Origin of the sequence: Noviherbaspirillum sp. ST9 (assembly GCF_048799745.1) — a bacterium.
Lineage (GTDB): Bacteria > Pseudomonadota > Gammaproteobacteria > Burkholderiales > Burkholderiaceae_D > Noviherbaspirillum.
Map to the genome: position 1 here is coordinate 50213 of NZ_JBLWFR010000013.1, position 18855 is coordinate 69067.

The 18855-nt window shown below is 58.5% G+C and carries 18 protein-coding genes and 1 tRNA gene; 12 read left to right on the plus strand and 7 right to left on the minus strand.

Translation table 11 applies throughout. The features are described from left to right. Positions 1-12: 12 nt before the first annotated feature. Positions 13-1104, minus strand: coding sequence for a DMT family transporter (locus ACNOHI_RS23300; RefSeq protein WP_420477110.1), 1092 nt, complete (start codon positions 1102-1104; stop codon positions 13-15). 374 nt (positions 1105-1478) lie between these two features. Between ACNOHI_RS23300 and aceA the strand changes: the two genes are divergently transcribed. After that, entirely contained in the window at positions 1479-2795 is a 1317-nt protein-coding gene (gene aceA / locus ACNOHI_RS23305) for an isocitrate lyase (protein WP_420477111.1), read from the plus strand. A gap of 63 nt (positions 2796-2858) precedes the next feature. Here the strand turns inward: aceA and ACNOHI_RS23310 are convergent, their stop codons facing one another. Further along, positions 2859-3452 carry a methyltransferase family protein gene (locus ACNOHI_RS23310; protein WP_420477112.1) on the minus strand — a complete coding sequence of 198 codons (594 nt, stop codon included), beginning with the start codon at positions 3450-3452 and terminating at the stop codon, positions 2859-2861. A gap of 14 nt (positions 3453-3466) precedes the next feature. Then, the gene (locus ACNOHI_RS23315) at positions 3467-4126 is read right to left on the minus strand and encodes a cation transporter (RefSeq protein ID WP_420477113.1); all 660 of its coding nucleotides are present in this window, start codon (positions 4124-4126) and stop codon (positions 3467-3469) included. Positions 4127-4206: 80 nt separating this feature from the next. On the opposite strand from ACNOHI_RS23315, the gene cadR reads away from it, so the two are divergent. The 5 genes from cadR (at position 4207) to ACNOHI_RS23340 (ending at position 9136) form a co-directional block, all read left to right on the plus strand. Next, positions 4207-4644: a Cd(II)/Pb(II)-responsive transcriptional regulator gene (cadR, locus tag ACNOHI_RS23320; RefSeq protein ID WP_420477114.1), complete on the plus strand. Its 438-nt coding sequence runs from the start codon at positions 4207-4209 to the stop codon at positions 4642-4644. Positions 4645-4693: 49 nt separating this feature from the next. Next, a complete protein-coding gene (locus ACNOHI_RS23325) occupies positions 4694-5611 on the plus strand; it encodes a 23S rRNA (adenine(2030)-N(6))-methyltransferase RlmJ (RefSeq protein WP_420477115.1) in 918 nt (305 codons plus the stop codon). 142 nt (positions 5612-5753) lie between these two features. After that, complete coding sequence (locus ACNOHI_RS23330) at positions 5754-7046, plus strand: EAL and HDOD domain-containing protein (protein WP_420477116.1); 1293 nt, start codon at positions 5754-5756, stop codon at positions 7044-7046. A 58-nt stretch (positions 7047-7104) separates the two neighbouring features. Then, positions 7105-7659 carry a transcription elongation factor GreB gene (gene greB / locus ACNOHI_RS23335; protein WP_420477117.1) on the plus strand — a complete coding sequence of 185 codons (555 nt, stop codon included), beginning with the start codon at positions 7105-7107 and terminating at the stop codon, positions 7657-7659. 136 nt (positions 7660-7795) lie between these two features. After that, positions 7796-9136 carry a DUF3422 family protein gene (locus ACNOHI_RS23340; RefSeq protein WP_420477118.1) on the plus strand — a complete coding sequence of 447 codons (1341 nt, stop codon included), beginning with the start codon at positions 7796-7798 and terminating at the stop codon, positions 9134-9136. Between the two features lies 1 nt (position 9137). Here ACNOHI_RS23340 and ACNOHI_RS23345 read toward each other — a convergent pair whose 3' ends face one another. The 4 genes from ACNOHI_RS23345 to ACNOHI_RS23360 are packed head-to-tail and all read right to left on the minus strand — an operon-like array spanning position 9138 to position 13256. Next, positions 9138-11411: a RelA/SpoT family protein gene (locus ACNOHI_RS23345; RefSeq protein ID WP_420477119.1), complete on the minus strand. Its 2274-nt coding sequence runs from the start codon at positions 11409-11411 to the stop codon at positions 9138-9140. Between the two features lie 37 nt (positions 11412-11448). Beyond that, a complete protein-coding gene (gene rpoZ, locus ACNOHI_RS23350; protein WP_420477120.1) occupies positions 11449-11652 on the minus strand; it encodes a DNA-directed RNA polymerase subunit omega in 204 nt (67 codons plus the stop codon). Between the two features lie 22 nt (positions 11653-11674). Next, a complete protein-coding gene (gene gmk, locus ACNOHI_RS23355) occupies positions 11675-12319 on the minus strand; it encodes a guanylate kinase (RefSeq protein WP_420477121.1) in 645 nt (214 codons plus the stop codon). Positions 12320-12362: 43 nt separating this feature from the next. Continuing rightward, positions 12363-13256 carry a YicC/YloC family endoribonuclease gene (locus ACNOHI_RS23360; RefSeq protein WP_420477128.1) on the minus strand — a complete coding sequence of 298 codons (894 nt, stop codon included), beginning with the start codon at positions 13254-13256 and terminating at the stop codon, positions 12363-12365. A 92-nt stretch (positions 13257-13348) separates the two neighbouring features. On the opposite strand from ACNOHI_RS23360, the gene ACNOHI_RS23365 reads away from it, so the two are divergent. The 6 genes from ACNOHI_RS23365 (at position 13349) to ACNOHI_RS23390 (ending at position 18115) form a co-directional block, all read left to right on the plus strand. Beyond that, the gene (locus ACNOHI_RS23365) at positions 13349-14356 is read left to right on the plus strand and encodes a serine/threonine protein kinase (protein ID WP_420477122.1); all 1008 of its coding nucleotides are present in this window, start codon (positions 13349-13351) and stop codon (positions 14354-14356) included. 11 nt (positions 14357-14367) lie between these two features. Beyond that, entirely contained in the window at positions 14368-15300 is a 933-nt protein-coding gene (locus tag ACNOHI_RS23370) for a PP2C family protein-serine/threonine phosphatase (protein WP_420477123.1), read from the plus strand. A gap of 11 nt (positions 15301-15311) precedes the next feature. Further along, positions 15312-16043: a ribonuclease PH gene (gene rph, locus ACNOHI_RS23375; protein ID WP_420477124.1), complete on the plus strand. Its 732-nt coding sequence runs from the start codon at positions 15312-15314 to the stop codon at positions 16041-16043. Positions 16044-16109: 66 nt separating this feature from the next. Then, positions 16110-16694, plus strand: a complete 585-nt coding sequence (gene rdgB / locus ACNOHI_RS23380; protein ID WP_420477125.1) for an RdgB/HAM1 family non-canonical purine NTP pyrophosphatase — start codon at positions 16110-16112, stop codon at positions 16692-16694. Then, the gene (gene hemW / locus ACNOHI_RS23385) at positions 16691-17920 is read left to right on the plus strand and encodes a radical SAM family heme chaperone HemW (RefSeq protein WP_420477126.1); all 1230 of its coding nucleotides are present in this window, start codon (positions 16691-16693) and stop codon (positions 17918-17920) included. Before rdgB ends, hemW begins: the two co-directional genes overlap by 4 nt. 105 nt (positions 17921-18025) lie before the next feature. After that, positions 18026-18115, plus strand: a tRNA-Ser gene (locus ACNOHI_RS23390). Positions 18116-18855 lie beyond the last annotated feature (740 nt).

An 18855-nucleotide genomic window follows, 5' to 3' on the forward strand; every position in this document is an offset into this window, starting at 1 on the left:
CGCCAGGCATCGTTAATGCCGGTGTCGGTGATGGATGTCCGGAAAATGTGGATGCGCATGCGTCAGCGGCGCGTGTTCGTGCGGGTGCACATGCGGCTCTTTCCCATCCCATGGAAAATCATGCGCATGCTGGTGATGTGCGTCGTGGTAATGCGGATGTGCGTGCAGCATGTGTTCATGCGTATGCATGTGGTCGTGCGATTCGGTCACATGCAGCCATATCCCGAGCAGCATCAAGATGGCCGCGAACCAGAAAAAGGTGCCCGGCTGCTCACCCGGCAGCGCCAGTGAAATGGCGGCGCCGATGAATGGCGCTGCCGAGAAGTACGCGCCCGTGCGCGCCGTTCCCAGATGGCGAAGCGCGAGGACAAACAAGACCAGGCTTAAACCGTATCCGCAGAATCCAACCAGTCCCGCAACCGCCAGCTGGCTTGCTTCGGGTAGCGCCACGCCGAGCCAGGCGAGCGAGAAGACGAGGTTGACGCTGCCCGCAACCAGTCCCTTGACCGCCGCAATCTGCACGGCGTCGCTCGCAGATACCTTTCGCGTCAGGTTGTTGTCGATCGCCCAGCAAAGACAAGCCGCGACAATACACAGCACACGCCACACCGTACCGGCGCCGCCCGGTCCTGTTGCAGGACTTATCGAGAGTACGACGCCGCCCGCGATGATGAGCAGCATCCCGATGAAGATCCGTCGGTCGAACTGCTCCCGAAAGACGAACCATGCAAGCATCGCGGTCAGGACGCCTTCCAGATTAAGCAGAAGGGATGCAGTCGACGCCGCGGTCATGCTGAGTCCCGTCATCAGGAAGACCGGCCCCAATATTCCTCCGCTTAGCACGGCGCCGGCGAGCCAGGGCAGGTCTACGGTTGTCAGCGACGCCTCGGACTTTACTTCACGACGCAGCAGTGCTCTCGCTGCGAGCCACGCGCCAAGGCCGAGTCCGCTGCCTGCGTACAGGATGCCAGCCAGCAGGATGGGCGGCATGTCGCCGACGAGCAGTTTGGCAAAAGGCGTGCTCGCGCCAAAGAGGAGCGCTGCCAGGAGCGCATGTACGATGCCTGTTCGCATTGAGGGGGAAGCCGTTGTTGTTTCGCTCATGTTCTCATGCACGGGCTGGGTATGCGCAAAGGAATGGGACAAATGCAGGCAGGGACTGTTCCATCTCAATATTTTCAGAACGAATGCGCGTGCCGGTGGTCGGTAGCACTAGCGAATTGACCCCGGTTCAGCATACGAAATTCCACATCTCGAAATTTCTATTTCGCAATATGAAAAATGGTGCGTTAGTCGCTGTAAATTTATTTCATTTTGAGAAAAAACATTTCGTATCGCGAAAACAAAATATCAAGTCATTGAAAAATAAGAAGAATATTTTACTTATATGTCTTATATAAGACCTTGTTGCCCCGCAAAAAACATCATATGATTCACCCATCGAGTTTTCTTTTTTCTTCATCGCTTTAACTAGGAGAATGACCATGGCATCTCGCGAACAGCAAATCAAAGACTTGGAAAAGGATTGGGCCGAGAATCCGCGCTGGAAGGGTATCAAGCGCAACTACACGGCAGAAGACGTCGTCCGTCTTCGCGGCTCCAAGCCGATCGAGCACACCCTTGCCAAGGAAGGCGCTGAGAAGCTGTGGAAGAAGGTCAACGGCGCAGCAAAGAAGGGCTACGTGAACGCCTTCGGCGCGATCACCGCCGGCCAGGCAATGCAGCAGGCCAAGGCAGGCCTGGAAGCCGTCTACCTCTCCGGCTGGCAAGTTGCCGCCGACGGTAACACGTCCGAAACCATGTACCCCGACCAGTCGCTGTACGCCTACGACTCCGTCCCGACCATGGTTCGCCGCATCAACAACACCTTCAAGCGCGCTGACGAAATTCAGTGGTCCCGTGGCATCAATCCGGGCGACGAAGGCTTTATCGACTACTTCCTGCCGATCGTTGCTGACGCAGAAGCCGGTTTCGGTGGCGTGCTGAACGCCTTCGAACTGATGAAGAACATGATCGCTGCCGGCGCAGCAGGCGTGCACTTCGAAGACCAGCTCGCCGCTGTGAAGAAGTGCGGCCACATGGGCGGCAAGGTGCTGGTTCCGACGCAAGAAGCAGTCGAGAAGCTGGTCGCTGCCCGCTTCGCCGCTGACGTCATGGGCGTGCCGACCATCGTCCTGGCACGTACCGATGCAGAAGCTGCCAACCTGATCACCTCCGACCACGATGCGAACGACAAGCCGTTCCTGACCGGCGAGCGTACCCAGGAAGGCTTCTACCGCGTCAAGAACGGCCTCGAGCAGGCAATCAGCCGCGGCGTCGCCTACGCTCCGTACGCTGATCTCGTCTGGTGCGAAACCGGCACGCCGGACCTCGGCTTTGCCCGTGAATTCGCGCAAGCCGTGCACGCCAAGTGCCCGGGCAAGCTGCTGTCCTACAACTGCTCGCCGTCGTTCAACTGGAAGAAGAACCTCGACGACAAGAGCATCGCCGAGTTCCAGGAAAAGCTGTCCGAACTGGGCTACAAGTATCAGTTCATCACGCTGGCCGGCATCCATATCAACTGGTTCAACACCTTCCAGTTCGCGCACGCTTACGCACGCGGCGAAGGCATGAAGCACTACGTCAACATGGTGCAAGAGCCGGAATTCGCAGCACGCGACAAGGGCTACACCTTCGTGTCGCACCAGCAGGAAGTTGGCGCAGGCTACTTCGACGAAGTCACCACCGTGATCCAGGGCGGTTCGTCTTCCGTGAAGGCACTGACCGGTTCGACCGAAGAAGAGCAGTTCCACTGATCTGCTCCTTCACAGGGGATGGAATGAAAAACCGCACCTTCGGGTGCGGTTTTTTTTTACGCGTCAGATCCAGCGCGGTGTGTGCGCGCAGTAATCGAGGTAGGCAGCGCCATGACGCTGGCGCAGAAAATCCTCTTCCTGCCGCACCTGCATCTGCATCAGCAGTTCGCCGGCAACGGCGAGGACCAGCGTCAGTGCATTCGGGCGAACAAGCAGCAAGCCGAGCAGGCTTGCACGCATGGCGAGGAAAATCGGATTGCGCGACAGCGCGAACAGTCCGTTGCGCACCAGTGCCGTCTCGTTCTTTACATCGATTCCGATACGCCATGACGTACCCATCTGCATTTGTGCGAGCATCACCCACATGAGCGACGCCAACAGGGTGCACCAGCCTGCGAGACGAATCGCACCGGCGACCAGCCAGTCAATCTGCGGGAGCGACGAGTCGGCGTCCGGCCATGCCGCCTGTACCGCGACATACGCAGCCATGGTCAGCAGAACCAGCCGAAATGCTTTCGCGACGTATCCTTGCGCGTCGTCGCTGTGCGGAAGCACGTAGGGATTGACCCCTGTCTTCCGCCATACCTGCCAGGAGCGCCACACAAATGCAGTTGTAAAGTACACGACGAAAAACACAGCGAGCAGCCAACGTTCCATTTTTCTTCCTCTTGTCAGTGATGATGTCCTTCATGCGAGTGTGCGTGCCGCAATTCCGTCCGCCCTGCCATCTCGCCGCGCGCCTGGCGGACCACGGTGAACGACGCATTCAGTGCGAGTGCGCCCATGAGCAGTGCAACCAGCCAGTCAGGCCAGCCGCTGCCTGAGCCGAACACGCCGGCGGCGGCGAGCATGACGGCGACGTTGCCGATCGCATCGTTGCGCGTGCACAGCCAGACCGAACGCATGTTGGCGTCGCCGCTGCGGAACGCATACAGCAACGCGGCGACACCGAGGTTTGCGGAAAGGGCGAGGAGGCCGATGACACCCATCGTCACCGGTTCGGGCACGACACCGGAAGCGATGCTCCACGCGGTCTTGCCCAATACGAAGACGCCGAATGCGCCCATGCACAAGCCCTTGAACAGTGCTGCCCGACTGCGCCAAATGGCGGCCATTGTCAGGACAAGCAGGGATACGCCGTAATTCGCCGCATCACCAAAGAAATCCACCGCGTCCGCGAGCAGGGAGGTGGAGGCCGACTGGAGGCCGCCGAAAATCTCCACTCCAAACATGGACGCATTGACAACTAGCGCGATCCAGAGCGCACGCCTATAGCGTGGATTCTGCGTGGCTTGCGGAGTGCAGGAATGGGTGCAGCAATGGTCGGACATGAAACATCTCCTTCAGCAATGTTTGCCTATTACAGACCCTGTAGCTACTATAGGGTCAAGCATTGCGCGAGAGGATGAAGATGAAAATCGGTGAACTTGCCAAACAATCTGGTTGCGAAGTTGAAACGATTCGTTTCTACGAGCGGGAAGGCCTGATTCCAACGCCCCCGCGCACCGAGGGCAACTACCGGCGTTACAGCGAGCAGGACGCGGAACGCTTGTTGTTCATTCGGCATTGCCGTTCGCTCGGGATGTCCCTGGACGACATCCGCACCTTGCAGCATTTCCAGGCACGACCCGACCTGGCGTGCGACGAAATCAATGCGATGCTCGATCGCCATTTGCAGCAGACGGAGCAGCAGATTTCCTCGTTGTTGCGTCTGCAAACACAGCTGCAAACCTTGCGCAATACCTGCCATTCGCAGCTGGACGCGCAGCACTGCGGGATCCTGCAGAATCTGCAAAGCGCCGCCAGCAGCAGCGAATGCATTTGCCACGGCGGGCTTGAACACCGCTGATGCTTGGTAGAATGGGCACCCTTTTCACCATCCTTCCCCGGACAATCCCATGCTGAGTTACCGCCACGCCTTCCATGCTGGCAACCACGCCGATGTGCTGAAACATGTCGTGCTGATCCAGTTGCTGCGTTATCTCGGCCAGAAAGACACGCCGTACATGTACATCGACACCCACTCCGGGGCGGGCGTGTACGCGCTGGACACCGGCTATGCCGATAAAAGCCGTGAATACGAAACCGGGATCGCACGCCTGTGGGACCGCAAGGACCTGCCGCAACCGGTTGCCGAGTATGTGGACCTGATCAAGGACATGAACCCGAGCGGCAAGATGCGCTACTACCCTGGCTCGCCGTATTGCGCGGACAAGGTTGCGCGCGAGCAGGATCGGATTCGCCTGTTCGAATTGCATCCGAGCGACGGCAAGCTGCTTGAGGACAACTTCCGCAAGCTCGAAGCGCATGCAGCGGCGCAGGGACAACGCAGCGGGGCGCGCGGCAAACGCGTCATAATCAACAAGGACGACGGCTTCACCGGATTGAAAGCTCTGCTGCCGCCGCCATCGCGCCGCGGGCTGGTGCTGGTCGATCCGCCCTACGAGGTCAAGGACGACTACCGCAAGGTCAAGGATATGCTGGCCGATGCGCTGACGCGTTTTCCCACCGGAACGTATGCGGTCTGGTATCCCGTATTGCAGCGCATGGAATCGCGCGAGCTGCCGGGCAAGCTCAAGCGCCTGCAAGGCAAGGACTGGCTGAACGTCACGCTCTCCATTGGTGAGCCGTCGCCCGACGGATTCGGGTTACACAGCAGCGGCATGTTCGTGATTAATCCTCCGTGGACACTCGAACCGATGCTGCGTGAAATGATGCCTTTCCTCGTCAAGGCGCTCGCACGGGACGAGCACGCGCGCTTTACCCTGGAAAGCGGTGCCCCTGTCACTGGAATGGGCAGCACGCGCAGAGCGTAAGTGAAGGGGGAATTCCTCCTGCCGTTCACTGTCGCACAAATGTATCAGTTTGAAATCGGTGAAACCGTCTCGGTCCGCCGACCGTACAATCATTGATACAAACGTCCGCGTCATGTCGCTCGCGGCACAACGGTAAATCGCCATGGAGAATCTAGCCCGCGCTTTCTCGCAGGAGACTTCAGTCCATGCGCATCGCGCGCGGGACTTCTTTCTTGCGCGCCAGCCAATCCTGGACCGCAACCAGGAGCTGTTCGCCTATGAACTGCTGTTTCGCGATGCCGGAGCGGATACCGCGAACGTCACGAATGATTTGTCGGCGACCGCGTCGGTGATTGCACATGCCGCCGAACTCGGCATGGCGAACGTGATTGGCAGTTCGCTCGGATTCATCAATGTCGATGCCGCCGTGCTGCTGAGCGACTTCATCCACTTCCTGCCGCGCGACAGGGTTGTCCTCGAAATCCTGGAGACGGTCGAAGTGGACGAACGCATCGTCGCGCGCGTCCAGGAACTTGCAGCCGCCGGCTATGCCATCGCGCTCGACGACGTAGTCGCCGAGTCGTCCAACGTGCAGAAGCTGTTGCCGCTGGCCGACATCGTCAAGGTCGATATCAGTGAACTCAGCCGGGAGCGCGTGGCGCATCTCGGTCGGAAGTTCAAGCGGTCCGGCAAAAGCCTGCTTGCCGAGAAGGTCGAGACGCTCGAACAGTTCCAGCATTGCCTCGACCAGGATTTTGATTATTTCCAGGGCTATTACTTCGCCAAGCCCACCATCCTGGCCGGCAGGAAGCTGACCCCCTCGCAGATCGCGATCATGCGTCTGATGACGCAGCTGGCGTCGGATGTAGAACTGACTGCCATCGAAAGCAGCATCAAGCATGACGCATCGCTCGGCATGGGCTTGCTCCGTCTCGTCAATGCGCCGAGCGCCGGGGTTCCGGAGCAGATCCATTCCCTTGGTCACGCGATGAAAATTCTCGGCCGACAGCAGATCCAGCGCTGGTTGCAGATCCTCCTTTATGCCGAGGCGGAAAAGGGGAAGGCTGCGGCATCGCCGCTGCTCGCACTGGCGACAACGCGTGGCAGGCTGCTGGAACTGATCGCGGACGCAATACGCCCGGGCGATCGCTGCATGACCGGCATTGCTTTCACCGTCGGCATACTCTCGCTCATGGATGCGCTGTTCGGCTTGCCGATGGAAGAAATCCTCCGTCATCTTTCCGTTGCTGCAGAGGTGAGGGACGCCCTGCTGGAACGTCGCGGGATTTATGGCGACATGTTGCGGCTTGTGGAATGCATCGAGAAGATCGACACGGCCTGTCCACAGCTTGCTCCCTTGCTCGACAAGCTGGGACTGTCGTCCGAGCAGCTCAATGCGCTTCAGGTCGCGGCGTTCGAATGGAGCGACACCGTCTCTTCAGGCAGCGCCAATTGATCTTGTTGCTGGATGTAAATACTGCAGTTCGCCCATCGCCGCCGCTACAATATGTCGTATGAATAAGGCATTCGTAAAAGAGTCAGACAGCGACGATGACGAACTGGAAGGCGCCATTCCCGCCATTCCAGCCGGCTCGAAGAATTACATGACGCCGCAGGGCCACCAGCGCATGAAGGATGAGCTGTTGCGCCTGATCGATGTCGATCGTCCGGAAGTCGTCAAGATCGTGTCGTGGGCTGCGTCGAACGGCGACCGGTCCGAGAACGGCGATTACATCTACGGCAAGCGCCGGCTGCGCGAGATTGACAGGCGCATCCGCTTCCTGACCAAGCGGCTGGATCTCGCCGAAGTCGTCGACCCGACCGTGCACCATGGCAGCGACCAGGTCTTTTTTGGTGCGACGGTGACCTATGAAAACCAGGCCGGCGACGAACATACTGTCACGATCGTCGGCATTGACGAACTCGATCCGCTGAACGGAAAGATCAGCTGGATCTCTCCCGTGGCGCGCGCACTGACCAAGGCGCGCGAAGGCGACTCGGTCGTTCTCAAGACACCTGCGGGACTGGATGAACTCACCATCCTTGAAGTCAGCTACCCGGCGAAATAACCCTCCCGCCGCTTGATTTCGGGCCGGCTACCCGCCGGTTGGTGCGGCCGCTGTCGCACTTCGTCAATGTACCGTCACATTTCCGGTACAAAATTTGCAAGAAGAAAAATATCCTATAAAAAAGACAGACGATTCCATGACGATGATTTATTCCAGCCTCAACCATGCGTTGCGGGTACCCTTGGCCGCGGAAGTGCATTCCCGGCCGTTCCTCCGGCTGGAGGCGCCGGAGAGCTTGACACACATCGCGGTCTACACCCGCGATGAAGGCGATCCCACCACATCCAACGCCAGTGTGCAGCACGCATTCCTCGCGGCGTTGTGCACGCACTTCGGCGTCACGCCACCGCTTCAGGAAGCAAAATATTTCTTCCATGATTTCGGACGTTTCCGCCTGAAATGGGAGTGCCATACCGAATTCGCCACCTATACCTTCGCGGGCAGGCAGGATGCGGTCTCTGTGGCCGAGGCCTTCGAACGGGTGCCGCTCTTCCAGCTTCCGCAGGAGTGGCTGCTAGGCCTGAAGGGCAAGATCATGGTTGCGGCGCACGTTGTACTCGACAAGTCGAACGGCTCGGCTGAGGACTTTGCGCATGGCTTGGGGCGGGTTTTCGAGGGCGGTATGCTGGTTGGCAGCCATGTGCTGCAGGGCGGAGAAGTGTGGACGGACTTCCTCATCCAGTCCGACGGCTTCAGCCGCTTCGTCGTGCGCGATGTCGGACTGCACGAACAACAGGCGGGACGTTTGGTACAACGGGTGCTCGAAATTGAAACATACCGGATGATGGCGCTGCTCGGCTTGCCGCATGCACAACAGGCGACGCCGGTGCTGAATGCGATCGAAGGCGAGCTGGCGATGTTGACCGTGGCGATGGTGAACACCGATACCACGAACGGCAGCCAGCTTCCCGATACGGATGATGAGCAAGTCCTGCTCGGCACAATCACCGGGCTGGCTGCGCGCATCGAAAAGCTCTCGCTTGCCAACAGCTATCGATTCTCCGCATCACAGGCATATTTCAGCCTCGTCCACGCGCGCATTGACGAATTGCGCGAGACGCGGATTGAAGGCTTCCCTACCGTGGGGGAATTCATGGACCGCCGCCTGACACCGGCCATGAACACCTGCCAGGCCATCGCGCGCAGGCAGGAGGCACTTGCCGAGCGAATCGCTCATTCCAATGATCTTCTGCGCACCCGCGTCGGAATCGTTCAGGAGCGGCAAAACAGGCAGATCCTGCACTCCATGAACACCCGCGCCGCGCAGCAGCTGCGCCTGCAGCAGGCCGTCGAAGGTTTGTCCGTCGTGGCGATTTCGTACTACACCTTGGGGTTGCTCAGTTACGTGGGCAAGGCGGCCAAGGCGGCAGGATGGCTGGTGAATCCGGATATCGCTACCGGTTTGCTGCTGCCGCTCGTGGCGGGAGGGGTGTGGCTGGGACTGCGGCGGATGCACAAGAGCATACACGCCGCATAACTCATCCTCGCTCGCGCAGGATTCGCGCCACGCCGGGGATCTTGCGCACGTTGCGGATCAGGCGCGCAAGGTGGATGCGGTCTTCCACCTGTACCGTGAAATGCAACTGCTTCATCAGATGGTCGCGATCGTCGTCCATGCCGACATAGGTGATGTTGGCATCGGACTCGCCGATCTCTGCAGCGACGCGCGCAAGTACGCCTTTCTCGTTGTCGACCAGGACCTTGATCCGGCAGTCGAAGCGGCGGGTCAGCTCGGCATCCCACACCAGTTCGATCCAGCGGTCCGGCTCCTTCGCATGCTGGCGCTTGGCGACTTCGCAGTCCGTCGTGTGGACGACGATGCCCTGGTCTCGCTTGAGCTGGCCGGTAATGCCGTCGCCCGGTATGGGTTGGCAGCACTGCGCGAGCTGCACGGACACGCCTTCGTTGCCGTTGATTGCAACTGGGTCCAGCTTGTTGCTCTTCTTTTCGCTGTCGAGCGGCGGCAGGGTAGTCGTCGGATCGCTTTCCATCAGCGTACGGATATGGCGCGCGACCAGCGTCGCCATGCGCTTGCCTACGCCGATATCCGCATACAACTCGTCGAGCGACTTCGCGCTGGACTCGTTCAACAGCTTTTCTACCAGCTCCGGCGCTAAATTCGGATCGATGTGCATCGCCGTCAGCGATTGCGCCAGGAGTCGTTTGCCCAGCTCGGTCGATTCGGCGAGGTTGATGGTGCGCAGATGGTGGCGGATCGCTGAACGCGCCTTGCCGGTGCGAACGAAGGTCAGCCAGTTCGGGCTGGGGCGGGAAGTCGGCGCCGTAACGATTTCCACGATGTCGCCGTTGCGCAGCTCGGTCCGCAGGGCGGAGTGTTCGTGGTTGACCCGGGCGCCGATCGCCTGATCACCAATGTCGGTATGGATCGTATAAGCAAAGTCGAGCACCGTCGCGCCGCGGGGCAGGGCGATGATCTTCGACTTCGGTGTGAAGACATAGACTGAATCCGGGAACAGGTCGACCTTGACGTGTTCGAGGAATTCGGCGGAATCACCCGTCTGCTTCTGGATGTCGAGCAGAGATTGCAGCCAGGCGTGCGTGCGCTGTTGCAGGTCGGTCAGGCTCGCATCGGAATCCTTGTACAGCCAATGTGCCGCCACGCCTGCTTCCGCGACGTGGTGCATGTCCTGCGTGCGGATCTGGAACTCGACCGGCGTGCCGTAGGGGCCGATCAAGGTGGTGTGGAGCGACTGGTAGCCGTTCAGCTTGGGAATGGCAATGTAATCCTTGAACTTGCCCGGCATCGGCTTGTACAGCGCGTGCAGGGTACCCAGTGCGACGTAACAATTGGCAAAGCTGTCGACGACGATGCGGAAACCGTAGACGTCGAGCACCTGTGAAAAGGACAGGTGCTTGTTGCGCATCTTGCGGTAGATGCCGTACAGCGTCTTTTCGCGTCCGTACACCTGCGCCTTGATGCCGGTGGCAGCCAGTGTGTTGTTCACCGATTCGAGAATCTTGCTGACCACCTCACGCCGGTTGCCGCGCGCCGCTTTTACGGCTTTCGACAACGTCTTGTAGCGCACCGGAAAGAGGTGCGAAAACGCCAGGTCCTGCAGTTCGCGGTAGATGTTGTTCAGGCCGAGGCGATGTGCAATCGGCACGTAGACTTCCATCGTCTCGCGCGCAATGCGACGCTTTTTCTCCGGGCTCATGAAGCCCAGGGTGCGCATGTTGTGCAGCCGGTCCGCGAGCTTGATCAGGATGACGCGCACGTCTCGCGCCATAGCGAGCAGCATCTTGCGGAAGTTTTCGGCCTGCGCCTCGATCTGGCTCTGGAATTCGATCTTGTCCAGCTTGGACAGACCGTCCACGAGGGTGGCGACGGGAGCGCCGAAGCGCTCGATCAGCTCTTCCTTCTTGACGTCCTGGTCTTCCATGACGTCATGGAGCAGGGCGGCCATGATGGCCTGCGCGTCAAGCTTCCAGTCGGCACAGATTTCCGCAACGGCAATCGGGTGCGAGATATAGGGCTCCCCGGACTTGCGGATCTGCCCGAGGTGCATCTCATCCGAAAACCGATACGCTTCCTTCACCTTCTTCATTTCGGAAGACGTAAGGTATTCGCCCAGCTTGTTCATCAGCAGGGTGACGGATGCGACGCCCGCATTCTGGGCGGCGTTCGGGTCAGGCTTCAGGGGGGAATCGGGGTGCTTGGATGCCGGGCGATCGGACGATGCCCGGCTATTCGGAGCGACTGATAGTGCTGAATCTGGTTGGGTCAGGTTCATACAATAAGCTTATCAGCCGCATGGCCATTGGCGCTACTTAGCTCGGGACTTTTTTCAGCATTTCGATGCCGACCTTGCCGGCAGCGATTTCGCGCAGGGCGATAACCGTAGGTTTGTCCTTGGCTTCGACTTTCGGGGTGTGGCCTTGCAGGAGCTGGCGAGCGCGGTAGGTGGCGGACAGGGTCAGCTGGAAGCGGTTCGGGATCTGTTTGAGGCAATCTTCGATGGTAATACGGGCCATAAGTGCTCCTGAAAATACGGTGTCAGCTTAGATTAGCGTGGATGCCCAGTTGGGCGAAAAGGGAAGCGTTGCGTGCAGCCTGTTGCGCGAAGCGGCAACGGGACGCTTTGACGATTGCAGTCAACTCCGACAAAGCAGTCGCAAACTCTTGATTAATAATAACATATTCGGACTCCGGGGCGTGCGCGATTTCGCCGCCAGCCGCCAGGATCCGGCGCGTAATCACGTGCGGCTCATCCTGCCCGCGCTTCTTCAGTCTCTCTTCCAGCGCGGCGATGGACGGCGGCAGGATGAAGATTTCAACCGCAGTCGGAAACTGTTTCTTGACCTGCTGTGCGCCTTGCCAGTCAATTTCGAGCAGGACGTCGCGGCCGGCTTTCATCTCCTTTTCAATCATCAGGCGCGATGTTCCGTAGTAATTACCGTGGACTTCGGCCGATTCCAAAAATTCCCCGTCTTCGCGCCGCTTGAGGAAATCCTCAACCGTGGTGAAGTGATACTCGCGTCCATCCTGCTCGCCCGGGCGAGGCTGGCGGGTAGTGAAGGAGATCGACAGCTTGATGGCGGGTTCCTGCGCCAGCAGGGCGTTGACCAGGGTGGACTTGCCGGCGCCGGAGGGGGCGACCACCATGAACAGGCTGCCGGACGGGTTGAAGGCTTCGGTCATAAACGGGATTTCGGGTTGTGATGTGAAAAAGACAATGTCGGGATCATTCGAGATTCTGAACCTGTTCCCGCATCTGCTCAATCAGCAGTTTCATCGCCATGGAAGCGTCGGAGAGTTCTTTCAGTGCAGCCTTCGAACCGACCGTATTTGCTTCGCGGTTTAGTTCCTGCATCATGAAATCGAGACGCTTGCCTACCTGACCGCCTTTTTTCAGGATATGCCGGGTTTCGGTAAGGTGCGCGGACAGGCGCGACAGTTCTTCTGCCACGTCGATACGGATGCCATACAGGGTGACTTCCTGGCGGATGCGCTCCAGCGCCTCCTCGCGCGAGACGGTCGTCGGGCCGCCATTCGGCGCCGCAACACCGAGGGCTTCCTTCATGCGATCGGTCGCCTTCTGCTGGAACTGGGCGATCGCCTGCGGAATGAGAGGGGTGATGCGCTGGACGATCGTTTCCATCTCGTCGACGCGCGACAGCAGCATCGCCTGCAGTGCCGCACCTTCACGCGCGCGCGTCTCGACGAAAGCGTTCAGTGCATCGCCAATCAACGCCTGCACTTCCGCCTGCAAGGCCTCCTGGCCTGCTTCCGCGTCGGCAACGACGCCCGGCCACCGCAGGAGCTCATTGATCGTAAGGGGCGATGCGTCCGGAAAGCGTTGACGCACTTCCTGTTGCATCCTTGATAAGGCGTCGAGCAAATCACCGTTCAAGTTCTGAGCGCTACCGGTGGCAGCCTTGCGCCCGAAACTGAGTCGGCACTCTACCTTGCCACGGCTGAGGCGTGCCATGATGGCTTCGCGCAACACCGGTTCAAAGCTGCGAAATTCATCGTTGATGCGGAACTGGAGGTCGAGGAAGCGCGAATTCACGCTTTTCAGTTCGACGGTCAAGGTACCTGCATCGGTTTCGCGCGTGGTGACCGCGTAGCCGGTCATGCTAGAGATCGTCAAAATGTTTCCTTGCTTTACAAATCAGTGATTTATCCACACAATCCTAAGCAACTCTCAGGGAACCTGATTCGAAGAATATGGCATCGCAAAACAATGCTCCATTGCCGGATGGACTCGAAATTGCTGGATATCGCATTGTAAAGAAGATTGCGTCCGGTGGGTTCAGTATTGTCTACCTCGCCTATGACGAAGATGGCAATGCCGTCGCCATCAAGGAATACCTTCCAAGCTCGCTGGCACTGCGCCAGCCTGGCGAACTGCTGCCTGCTATTTCAGCAGAAAACCTGCCCGTCTTCCGCATCGGCCTCAAGTGTTTCTTTGAAGAGGGCCGCGCACTCGCGCGCATTTCCCATCCCAATGTGGTCAGCGTGGTCAATTTCTTCCGCGCCAACGACACTGTCTATATGGTGATGGCGTATGAGTCCGGGCGCTCGTTGCAGGATCACATCATCCGCCGCCGCGACAAGGGCGAACGTCCCCTCGTGTCGGAACGCTTCATTCGCAAGATGTTCAACCAGGTGATGAACGGGCTGCGTGAAGTGCATGCCAACAAGCTGCTGCATCTTGACCTGAAACCGGCGAACATTTACCTGCGCATGGACGGCACGCCGATCCTGCTCGACTTTGGCGCAGCCCGCCAGACGCTCAGGGCCGACCAGCCGAAGCTCTATCCGATGTATACCCCAGGCTTTGCGCCGCCCGAGTTGTATGTCAAGAATGGCAACCTCGGCCCTTGGACTGACATCTACAGCATCGGCGCGTCGATGTTCGCCTGCATGGTTGGCGCGCCACCGCAGCCGGCGGATCAGCGCAAGACAAACGACCGCATGGAAGATCATTTCCGCAAATTGGAAAGCATGTATTCGCGCGAGCTCATTCAAGTGATTCGGTGGTCGTTGCGTCTCGAGCCGCTTGAGCGTCCGCAGAGCGTTTTCGCACTTCAGAAGGCCCTGCGCGAGCCGGTGGTCGAACAGAAGGAACCGGATCTGATCGAGAAGGTCACTACGAAGCTGCGGAACATGTTCAGCGGTTTCGGCAAGGGATCGCAGGTCGGCAGTACCACCATCCATAACAACACGCGCTAGGCGACAGGCACATGCGTTTTTCCGTCTACCAGGAAAGCCACATCGGCGGCCGCAAGAACAACCAGGACCGCATGGGGTACAGCTTCACCCGAGATGCGCTGCTCCTGCTGCTGGCCGATGGCATGGGCGGCCATATTCAGGGTGAAATGGCGGCGACGATCGCACTGCAAACGATCGGCTCGCTGTTCCAGCAAAACGCCAATCCCTACATCAAGAAACCTGAAAAATTTCTCGAGGACAGTTTCTTCGCTGCGCATCGCGAGATTCACCGTTATCGCGCAATCAACAACCTGCCGGAGACACCGCGCACGACGATCGTTGCCTGCATCATCCAGCACAACAGCGCCTATTGGGCGCATTGCGGCGACTCGCGGCTTTACTGGATGCGACAGGGGCAGATTCTTGCTCGCACCCGCGACCACTCGCGTATCGAAACGCTGATTGCACAGGGCAAGGTCGCGCCGTCCGAGCGTGACACGCACCCTGACCGCAACAAGCTTTTCAATTGCCTCGGCGCCCCCAACCTGCCGATCGTCGAACTCTCGCGCCGCGCCAGCCTTCAGGCAGGCGACGTCATCCTGCTGTGTTCGGACGGGCTCTGGTCGGTCTTGCCGGACCACGTGCTCGCACAAAGCCTGCATACGCAGACCGTCGTACGCGCCGTGCCGGAACTGCTGGCGACGGCGACAGGCATCGCCGGAAAAACGAGCGATAATGTCACTGCGCTTGCGATGATGTGGGAGGGTACGAGTGTGCTGCAGGATTCGCCGTCCACGATCACCACGCACACCTTGCCAATCGGAAGTGTGACGACGACCATCCAGGCGCCGCGCCACGCGGACCTTGAACAGGCCGATGCCTTCAACGACAGCGAAATCGAAAAAGCAATTGAAGAAATCCGCGAAGCGATCGAGAAGACCGCCCGCGTCACCTCCAAGAACTAAGAGATCACTCCATGCAGTTTGAAAAACGTCCCAGCGGTCGTTCCGCTGATGCACTCCGTCCCGTGCGACTTACCCGCAATTACACCAAGCACGCAGAGGGTTCCGTCCTGGTCGAATTCGGCGACACGAAAGTCATCTGCACCGCCAGCATCGAAGAAAAAGTGCCCGGCTTCCTGAAAGGGAAGGGCCAGGGCTGGATGACCGCCGAATACGGCATGCTCCCGCGCTCGACACACAGCCGCATGGACCGCGAAGCCGCGAAGGGCAAGCAGTCCGGGCGGACGCAGGAAATCCAGCGTCTGATCGGCCGCTCGCTGCGCGCGGCATTTGACCTGAGCGCGTTCGGCGAACGCACCCTGCACCTCGATTGCGACGTCATCCAGGCCGACGGCGGCACACGCACGGCTTCGATTACCGGCGCGATGGTTGCCGCGTACGACGCTTTTTCAAAACTCGCTGCAGCCAAGGTAATTCCGGCCATCCCGGTGAAGCACTTCGTCGCCGCAATCTCGGTTGGCGTATTTCAAGGGATCCCCGTGCTGGACCTGGATTACATCGAGGACTCGGACTGCGACACGGATATGAACGTTGTCATGACGGATGCGGGGCACTTCGTCGAAGTGCAGGGAACTGCTGAGGGGGCTGCATTTGACCGGTCGACGATGAACCGTCTTCTCGATCTCGCCGACGCCGGCATTTCCGATCTGATCAAGCTGCAAAAGGGCGCGCTCGGCCTCGCATAAAAGCTTTCTTCGCAACATATGCGGCGCGAGCAGCAGTGCTGGCGCCGCTTGTCTTTTCAGGATCCCATGACTCGCAAACTCGTTCTCGCATCCAACAATGCCGGCAAGCTGAAGGAATTCCGCGAGCTGCTGGCCACTGTCGGCTTCGACGTCCACGCGCAGGGCGAATTCAACGTGCCCGAAGCGGAAGAGCCGCACATCACCTTCGTCGAGAACGCCCTCGCGAAGGCCAGGCACGCAGCACGCCTCACTGGCATGCCGGCGCTCGCCGACGATTCCGGCGTCTGCGTCACTGCCTTGGGAGGCGCGCCAGGTGTGTATTCGGCGCGATATGCCGGCGAACCAAAATCCGATGCGCGCAATAATGAAAAACTGATCGCCGACCTGGAACCGCATGCTGACAAGTCTGCCTACTACTACTGCGCGCTGGTTTTCGTGCGTCACGCCGACGACCCGCAACCTGTCATTGCCGAGGGGCGCTGGGATGGTGAAATTATGGCCAAGGCACGTGGCGAGGGCGGATTCGGCTACGATCCGTATTTCTGGCTGCCCAACCTTGGCAAGACCGTTGCCGAACTGACGGCCGAAGAGAAAAACGGACTATCGCACAGGGGCAAGGCATTGCGCGCACTCGTTGAAAAATTGCGATGATTCCGATCAAACCCATCCATTCCCGCAGTAGCGAAGCGACATCGTTAGAGGCTGCCAACGCCTTCCTCAAACCGGGGGCCTTGCACCTGACCGCGTTGCCGCCGTTGTCTCTCTACGTCCACTTTCCCTGGTGCATGAGGAAGTGCCCGTATTGCGATTTCAATTCGCACGAGGTCAAGAACGGCTTCCCAGAGGACGAATACCTGGCGGCATTGCGTAGCGACCTCGAAAGTGCGCTGCCATTGATCTGGGGGCGCAAGGTCTATACGGTGTTCATCGGCGGCGGCACCCCCAGCCTCATGTCGGCCGCAGGACTCGACCGTCTGATGTCGGATATTCGCACCTTGCTCCCGCTTGACGGCGCCGCTGAAATCACGATGGAGGCGAATCCGGGAACCTTCGAGTCGGAGAAGTTCAAGTCGTACCGCACAAGCGGCATCAACAGGTTGTCGATCGGAATCCAGAGCTTCAACGCAAGGCATCTCGAGGCGCTGGGGCGTATTCATGACGACAACGAGGCCAAACGAGCAGTGGAAATTGCGCATGCAAATTTCGACAATTTCAACCTCGACCTCATGTACGCGTTGCCGACGCAATCCATTGACGAGGCACGCCAGGACGTTTCGATCGCCATAGGATTTGCGCCTCCGCACCTGTCGCTTTATCACCTTACGTTGGAGCCGAACACTTATTTCGCGAAGTATCCTCCGGTAGTACCGGACGACGACGCGAGTGCCGAGATGCAGGACATGATCCAGCAGTTCACGTCGGAAGCCGGCTACCAGCATTATGAAGTTTCGGCGTACGCGAGGCTGCGGCGTCAGGCGCGTCATAACCTGAATTACTGGGAGTTTGGCGACTATCTCGGCATAGGCGCGGGGGCGCATTCCAAGATTTCCTTCCCCCATCGCATCGTGCGCCAAATGCGGTACAAGCAGCCGAAAGCGTATCTGGATCAAGTGAAACTTGGAGGTCAAGTCCAGGAGGAATTCGAGATCGAGCGTAGCGACCTCGGATTTGAATTTATGCTCAATGCGCTGCGGTTGAATGGCGGATTTGAGCCGAACCTCTTCGCCGAACGCACTGGCCTGACCCTCAATACAATTGAAAAATCGCTCAACGAAGCCGAGGCAAAAGGATTGCTTTACCGCGATCACAAAGTTATTCGCCCGACGGAACTGGGTCGACGTTTCTTGAACGACCTGCAGCAGATGTTCCTCAACTAAATTTCCTGTCGGGCAGTACGTTGTTTGGGGTGTCAGGTATAATCCGGTCTGCATCGATCAAGACAAATCTTTTTGTCACCTCGCATATCGATGCATCCCCAGACCGGAGGTGTGGCCGAGTGGTTTAAGGCACTGGTCTTGAAAACCAGCGAGGGTTTGCGCCCTCCGTGAGTTCGAATCTCACCGCCTCCGCCAAGTCCTCTCGCGACACCTCTTGAAGCCAAGGCTGAATTCGGGCCTTTCATGCCATTTCACATCCCCCCAAAGAGTCGAAGCTGAATCTTTTACTGCACTCGCCCTTGTTCTCAGAAGATGAGGCCATAAATGTGTCGATATAGTTTGGGAGTGAAAAGTTATGGCAAGCAACGTTACGCATCGTACGAAGGTGTCGCCGGGAACCTGGAGTACCGATGAATACATCCGACGCTGGGCACGAAGTCATGGAATGTCTTCTGGAGAGTGTGTCGTGCCACTGCAAAGCTTGCATGGCCAATGGATGGCACGGATTGATTTCGGCCAAACAGGAGAGCCTGTGGAGCGTGTTGTGTCCGATGCGCTATGTGACTGTTCAGTCTGAGGTGTAGCTCGAATTGTTAAGGTTGTCCTTTTGGAATTTATTCGAGGCGCAGAAAAAAACCTTGCACAGTCCAATTCCCTTTGCTATAGTTCGCCTCCCGTTGAGCAAGACGCAGCAACGAAGCGATTCAGTTGATGCGAATTTTCAAGTGCAAAACGGTCTTGAATTGCTGCCACGGCATGATTAATCACAACGCATTAATCAGGTGGAAAAACGGCAAGGCAAGTGAAGCAAGTTCTTTAAAAAATAACAGCCGATAAGTGTGGGCGCTTGATGAAGGTGCGGCGCTGAGAGATCAGCGTGTAACTTAAAACATTAAGTGCTCACAAAAAATATAGGTAAGAATCGCAAGATAATT

What these genes read in the sequence shown, in the direction of transcription:
- ACNOHI_RS23300 (WP_420477110.1), bottom strand. Translation starts at nt 1,104, where the DNA reads ATGAGCGAAACAACAACGGCTTCCCCCTCAATGCGAACAGGCATCGTA.
- aceA (WP_420477111.1), top strand. Translation starts at nt 1,479, where the DNA reads ATGACCATGGCATCTCGCGAACAGCAAATCAAAGACTTGGAAAAGGAT.
- ACNOHI_RS23310 (WP_420477112.1), bottom strand. Translation starts at nt 3,452, where the DNA reads ATGGAACGTTGGCTGCTCGCTGTGTTTTTCGTCGTGTACTTTACAACT.
- ACNOHI_RS23315 (WP_420477113.1), bottom strand. Translation starts at nt 4,126, where the DNA reads ATGTCCGACCATTGCTGCACCCATTCCTGCACTCCGCAAGCCACGCAG.
- cadR (WP_420477114.1), top strand. Translation starts at nt 4,207, where the DNA reads ATGAAAATCGGTGAACTTGCCAAACAATCTGGTTGCGAAGTTGAAACG.
- ACNOHI_RS23325 (WP_420477115.1), top strand. Translation starts at nt 4,694, where the DNA reads ATGCTGAGTTACCGCCACGCCTTCCATGCTGGCAACCACGCCGATGTG.
- ACNOHI_RS23330 (WP_420477116.1), top strand. Translation starts at nt 5,754, where the DNA reads ATGGAGAATCTAGCCCGCGCTTTCTCGCAGGAGACTTCAGTCCATGCG.
- greB (WP_420477117.1), top strand. Translation starts at nt 7,105, where the DNA reads ATGAATAAGGCATTCGTAAAAGAGTCAGACAGCGACGATGACGAACTG.
- ACNOHI_RS23340 (WP_420477118.1), top strand. Translation starts at nt 7,796, where the DNA reads ATGACGATGATTTATTCCAGCCTCAACCATGCGTTGCGGGTACCCTTG.
- ACNOHI_RS23345 (WP_420477119.1), bottom strand. Translation starts at nt 11,411, where the DNA reads ATGAACCTGACCCAACCAGATTCAGCACTATCAGTCGCTCCGAATAGC.
- rpoZ (WP_420477120.1), bottom strand. Translation starts at nt 11,652, where the DNA reads ATGGCCCGTATTACCATCGAAGATTGCCTCAAACAGATCCCGAACCGC.
- gmk (WP_420477121.1), bottom strand. Translation starts at nt 12,319, where the DNA reads ATGACCGAAGCCTTCAACCCGTCCGGCAGCCTGTTCATGGTGGTCGCC.
- ACNOHI_RS23360 (WP_420477128.1), bottom strand. Translation starts at nt 13,256, where the DNA reads ATGACCGGCTACGCGGTCACCACGCGCGAAACCGATGCAGGTACCTTG.
- ACNOHI_RS23365 (WP_420477122.1), top strand. Translation starts at nt 13,349, where the DNA reads ATGGCATCGCAAAACAATGCTCCATTGCCGGATGGACTCGAAATTGCT.
- ACNOHI_RS23370 (WP_420477123.1), top strand. Translation starts at nt 14,368, where the DNA reads ATGCGTTTTTCCGTCTACCAGGAAAGCCACATCGGCGGCCGCAAGAAC.
- rph (WP_420477124.1), top strand. Translation starts at nt 15,312, where the DNA reads ATGCAGTTTGAAAAACGTCCCAGCGGTCGTTCCGCTGATGCACTCCGT.
- rdgB (WP_420477125.1), top strand. Translation starts at nt 16,110, where the DNA reads ATGACTCGCAAACTCGTTCTCGCATCCAACAATGCCGGCAAGCTGAAG.
- hemW (WP_420477126.1), top strand. Translation starts at nt 16,691, where the DNA reads ATGATTCCGATCAAACCCATCCATTCCCGCAGTAGCGAAGCGACATCG.